The organism is Chryseobacterium sp. SIMBA_028 (genome assembly GCF_046535285.1).
GTDB lineage: Bacteria > Bacteroidota > Bacteroidia > Flavobacteriales > Weeksellaceae > Chryseobacterium.
The window spans coordinates 1-263 of the sequence record NZ_JAWRWZ010000404.1; the positions used below are offsets into that span (position 1 = coordinate 1).

Annotated in this window: 1 protein-coding gene; it reads left to right on the forward strand. The window is 65.8% G+C overall.

Annotated elements, in window-relative coordinates; translation table 11 throughout:
* Nucleotides 1-263, forward strand: a 263-nt coding sequence (locus SCA31_RS23915) for a hypothetical protein (RefSeq protein ID WP_410699490.1), incomplete at both ends; no start/stop codon positions are given.

Sequence of the window (263 nt, forward strand, 5' to 3'; positions counted from 1 at the left end):
GCGGCGTGCTGCTTCTCTTCCTCGGCATCCGCGACCTGGTGACGCCGCCGGCTACAGCGCGGGAAGTGGGCGCCGGTAATCTCTTCCGTCTGATCGCCTCGACCTTTCTGCTGGCAATCTCCAATCCGGGGGCGCTGCTCTCCTTTGGCGGATTGTTTGCGGGCCTTGGGCTTGTTGACGGCAATACGGTCACGGAGACGGCGGCGATCGTCATCGGCGTCTTCTTCGGGGCGATGGCGTGGTGGGTGGCGCTGAGTGCGGCG